We start from the raw sequence: 426 nt of genomic DNA on the forward strand, positions 1-426 counted from the left end.
AGTAATAGGCCATGCGCCGGTTGGTGCCGCAGGCGTCCGAAATGTCCTCGACGCGCGCATCGAGACCTTTTCGGCAAATTCCTCCATGGCTTTTTCGAGAAGCTTGGCGCGTGCGGCGGCGCCGTCGCGCCGTGAACCGGTCGCGTTGTCGCTGGTGACGTTCGCCTTGCGGGATGTCTTTGCTGCTTTAGCCATCGCTCGCGTGCCGGGATCGTGAAGTTATTTGACGTTAACTCGCATGTGAGTTAATGTCGAGCCAACGATAAGAACGGACTGTTTACAGGGAGTAGAGACGCGTCGGCGGCAATCGCCTTTGCTTGATCCTGAAGAGCCATGCTCTTCCGAATTATGACGACGGCCATCGCGCATCCGGCTCCTTAAACAGCAAAGTTCAATCGGCCTGCAAATCGCTGCTCAGACGGCGAA

The 426-nt window shown here is 57.0% G+C and carries 1 protein-coding gene; it reads right to left on the minus strand.

All coding sequences use genetic code 11. From position 1 onward, the window contains the following. Positions 1–195 (minus strand): hypothetical protein (locus D7Y13_RS47510; protein WP_208734677.1); only part of this gene is annotated, 195 nt, incomplete at its 3' end. Between the last annotated feature and the right edge of the window lie 231 nt (positions 196–426).

The sequence above is a fragment of the Corallococcus praedator genome (assembly GCF_003612125.1).
GTDB lineage: Bacteria > Myxococcota > Myxococcia > Myxococcales > Myxococcaceae > Corallococcus > Corallococcus praedator.